Genomic DNA, 3,931 nt, shown 5'->3' with positions numbered 1-3,931 from the left:
ACTGACACGGAGATATAGCCGACATCGTGTGTAAGCCTGAGTTACTCGCATTGCGCAAACTTAACCAACACAAGTAGAATAGCGGCTTGCTGTTTCTGATGAAAAGGAAGTTAACGTAGTGAGTCAATTATGCAGTCGAGTGGCCATGGTGCGCCCACATCATTTTCGCAGTAATGAGCAAACCGCGGCAGATAATCGTTTTCAGCAGCTCGATGATGCGCGTGTCGAAGCCGCGGTGAGTCGCTATGCACGTGAAGAGTTCGATGCCATGGTGGCGCAGCTTAATCAGCAAGGGGTTCGTGTTGAGGTTTTTGACGATACCACGACCGAAACACCGGACTCGGTGTTTCCCAATAATTGGTTTACCAGTCATGCGGACGGCACACTTGTATTATACCCCATGCACTGCGCTAACCGCCGGTTAGAGCGACGTGTCGACATTATTCAACGCTTAGAACAGGACTACGTGATCACCCGTACCGTTGATCTGACCGGCTTTGAGTCGCAAGGGTTAAGTCTTGAAGGAACCGGCGCGCTGGTGTTTGATCCTCTGAGTCACGATGTTTACGCGGTGCGTTCGCAGCGAATGAGCGATGTCGTGTTAGCAGAGCTAAGTAAGCACATCGATTGTAATCCTGTGGTGATTGACGCGCATGACCGCGAGGGCGTACCTATTTACCACACCAATGTGCTCATGAATGTGGGTGAGCATATCGCCATGTATGCGCCGGAACTGGTCGCACCGGCTTATCGTAATGACTTGGCACAGCGCCTAGCGTATGGCGATCGATGTGTGATTGAACTCACGGGCTCACAAATAGAATCCTTTGCTGGTAATGCCTTGGAGCTCGTGGGGCGAGAAGGGCCGATATTGGTTTTATCACAAACGGCGGCAAAGGCATTAACCCGGCAACAAAGGGATCAAATTGAGCAAAAAGCGCGTATGCTAATATGCAACCTGCCAACGATAGAGCAGGGCGGAGGCTCCGCGCGCTGCATGATAGCGCAACTACAATGGCAACCAAGATAGGATACTTATGGGCTCAAAGGCAATACCTTATTATTATTTGTGTGGCGCGCTCGTCGCGCTATTACTGACCTATATACTTCCCACCTGGCCATTAAAAATTGCCTTCGGCTGGACCTGTATCGCCTTAGCGCTAATCGCCTCTGCATATTGGTTGAATACCGCTCGATTGTTTCGTAAGAAAGCGAACGGACGTATTCCTTGGTACATACGTTGGTCATTAATCCCGTTCCTGATTGGCGTACGCGTTTATAACGCCATCGCACGTCGGCAAGATGATTTACCCGTGTTTCAAAAGGTCGCGGATGGAATCTATGTAGGAAGACGCTTATTCAGCGGCGACCTGAAGGCCATTAAAGACGTGCCGATTAATGCGGTACTTGATGTCACAGCTGAATTTGATGCGCTTGACTGGTCGGCTGAACGCGCCGAGGTTAATTATTTAAACGTTCCGGTCCTTGACCATTTGGCGCCGTCTCACGAACAAATCCATCAAGCCTTGCAGTGGATCCACGAGCAACAACGGCAAGGCCACAATGTATTAATTCATTGCGCCTTGGGGCGTGGACGTTCAGTGTTTATGGCGGCCGCCTACTTACTGGCGCACAGAAATACGAAAAACATCGATGACGTGATGAAGAAAATTCAAGGCGCGCGTAAAGTTGCGCGATTAAATCATCAACAGAAGAAGGCATTGCAACAGTTTATCGATGAACACCAAGAGTTGATGATTAAGCGCGCGTATATTGTCGCGAACCCGGTATCCGGCGGCGGTAAATGGAGTGAATATGCGCAGCCGCTAAAGGATACGCTCACACCGTATTTCGAGTTAACAGTCATTGAGACGAAAGAAGATAAAAACGGCACCGAATGTGCCCGTGAGGCGCTTGAGCAGGGCGCTGAGTTGGTCATTGCGTGTGGTGGTGATGGTACGTTGACTGAAGTGGCACGTGCGCTCATCGGCCATGACTGTAAGATGGCGATCGTACCCATGGGCACAGCAAACTCCTTGAGCCAGGTGCTGTGGGGACTCAGTAGTAAATTGAGCCCAGTGGATGTCGCTTGCGAAACGATTATCGAGGGTCGTTGTCGGCAAATCGATTGTGGCTGGGTCAATGAGCAATTGATGCTTTTATGCGCTGGCGTGGGCTTCGAACAGCAAATGATTGAGCAGGCAGATCGCAGCGCCAAAGATAAGCTAGGGCAGTTAGCATATATTCAAGGTTTATGGCGCGCACTGAGTGAAGATAAGCAACTGCAGTTGCATGTAACCATTGATGACGGTGAAACCGAAACGTGGGAAACAGCGAGTTTAATTGTTGCCAATGCGGCACCAATGACAACCTTGTTGGCGCAGGGTGATGGGGAGCCCGTGATCGACGATGGCAAACTGGATGTAACCTGGCTCGATTCAGAGCAGGGTGAGAGTTCACCGGTAAAAAGCCTAATCGAGCTCTTGTACGCCAGCATTACCGAAGACCAAGTGGGGATGAATACCCATCACACACGAATAAAGCGTATTCACCTAGCACGCTGTGATGGTGAGCGCTTAGATTATGTCGTCGATGGCGAACCTTACTCAGCGGATGAGTTAGATATCAAGGTTGAAAAGCATGCACTGCAGATCTTGGTGCCTGATCGTATTGATTACTAGATAATCGAACGCGGTAATCGAGCCTAAAGGCCTTGTGAAATAGCGGTCATAAATCATACGAATAGAGCTCAGAGCGTCAGTTGTGGTATACTGTGTACAAATTAATCAATATTAAGTGAGTTATGATTGATTTCGTAGGCTGGTATAAGCAACCCGAGTTAGACGGTGTAAATCCCCGCACCGCACACCGCGCCATTACCGTGGCTAAGTTTCGCGCCAAACTGTATCGCAGGGGCAACTTCCTATTGCGTCAGTGCGCCTTGCTGTCCGTTGTGGCGGCACTTTTAATTTTACCAAGTTGGCACCACTCGGTGATAAGCGCAGTCATTATTATTAGTTATCTTGGTTTGGCGAAATGGCTTAACATCCGAGCTTATCGCACCTATGCACTGCCATTATTGCCACAAGCCGTGCAGGATGCCTCTAAGTATTAACAACTTAGGCTATTAACCACAACACGTCGAAATATCGGTTTTTTCGCTCGCTTTGACGGCATGAGCGTCTTTGATAATGCGTAGCGCCGAACGTAGCACAATGATCGCGATGATTGTTGCTATCAACAAGTCTGGCCACGCTTTATTAATGACGCTTACCATCAAGGCAGAAAGAATGACACCTGCATTCATGAGCATATCGTTACGCGAGCAAATCCAACTGGCGCGAATGTTGATATCGCCATTACGTGAGCTGTACAGCAGGGCAAAACAAATAACATTGACCAGTAATGCTAAGCCGGCTATCCATAGCATCATGTTGGCATTGGGTTCGCTGCCCCAAATCAACCGCTGTGCGACATCACCGAGCACCAACAACGCGAGAGCTGTTTGTAATATGCCATTAAAAATAGCCGCATTCGCTTTGTATTTAATTGCCTTACCCACCGCATACAAACTCACTGCATAAACCAGCGTATCGGCAAGCATATCCAATGAGTCAGCAATTAAGCCGCTGGACTCGGCTATCCAACCGGCTGTGAACTCAACGAAAAACATCACACCATTGAGCACCAATACGGTCCATAGTAAGCGTTTCTGTGCGCTATCCATTTGCGCTTGTGTATTAGAGACTCCGCCACCGCAGCATGAAGACATTTGAACATCCAGTAGCAAAAATTTTGCCGCAATTGTATCAAAAAAAGTAGTTTGCAGCAGCGTGGTTTCGCTCTGAATTACCTGATGTGGAATTGATAGAGTAATTTAGCAGGGAAAAGAGAAGAATTGGTCTGCGTGAGAGGATTTGAACCTCCGACC

Annotated in this window: 4 protein-coding genes; 3 read left to right on the top strand and 1 reads right to left on the bottom strand. The window is 48.7% G+C overall.

Annotation, left to right across the window (positions count from 1 at the left end; genetic code table 11):
• The first annotated feature begins 118 nt into the window (after nt 1-118).
• The 3 genes from ABNS04_RS12155 (at nt 119) to ABNS04_RS12145 (ending at nt 3,115) form a co-directional block, all read left to right on the top strand.
• Nucleotides 119-1,030 carry an arginine deiminase-related protein gene (locus ABNS04_RS12155; protein WP_272978410.1) on the top strand — a complete coding sequence of 304 codons (912 nt, stop codon included), beginning with the start codon at nt 119-121 and terminating at the stop codon, nt 1,028-1,030.
• Nucleotides 1,031-1,037: 7 nt separating this feature from the next.
• Nucleotides 1,038-2,681 carry a diacylglycerol kinase family protein gene (locus tag ABNS04_RS12150; RefSeq protein ID WP_272978409.1) on the top strand — a complete coding sequence of 548 codons (1,644 nt, stop codon included), beginning with the start codon at nt 1,038-1,040 and terminating at the stop codon, nt 2,679-2,681.
• 122 nt (nt 2,682-2,803) lie between these two features.
• Nucleotides 2,804-3,115 (top strand): hypothetical protein, encoded by a 312-nt coding sequence (locus ABNS04_RS12145; protein ID WP_006955964.1) that lies wholly within the window; start codon nt 2,804-2,806, stop codon nt 3,113-3,115.
• A 12-nt stretch (nt 3,116-3,127) separates the two neighbouring features.
• Here ABNS04_RS12145 and ABNS04_RS12140 read toward each other — a convergent pair whose 3' ends face one another.
• Entirely contained in the window at nt 3,128-3,772 is a 645-nt protein-coding gene (locus tag ABNS04_RS12140) for a cation diffusion facilitator family transporter (RefSeq protein ID WP_348671570.1), read from the bottom strand.
• Between the last annotated feature and the right edge of the window lie 159 nt (nt 3,773-3,931).

Origin of the sequence: uncultured Idiomarina sp. (assembly GCF_964010655.1) — a bacterium.
GTDB lineage: Bacteria > Pseudomonadota > Gammaproteobacteria > Enterobacterales > Alteromonadaceae > Idiomarina > Idiomarina baltica.
The sequence above is the reverse complement of the archived record's forward strand: the minus strand, read 5'-3'. Positions and strand labels throughout refer to the sequence as shown.

Coding starts and splice junctions, on each gene's coding strand:
- ABNS04_RS12145 (WP_006955964.1), top strand. CDS start 2,804: ATGATTGATTTCGTAGGCTGGTATAAGCAACCCGAGTTAGACGGTGTA.
- ABNS04_RS12150 (WP_272978409.1), top strand. CDS start 1,038: ATGGGCTCAAAGGCAATACCTTATTATTATTTGTGTGGCGCGCTCGTC.
- ABNS04_RS12140 (WP_348671570.1), bottom strand. CDS start 3,772: ATGTCTTCATGCTGCGGTGGCGGAGTCTCTAATACACAAGCGCAAATG.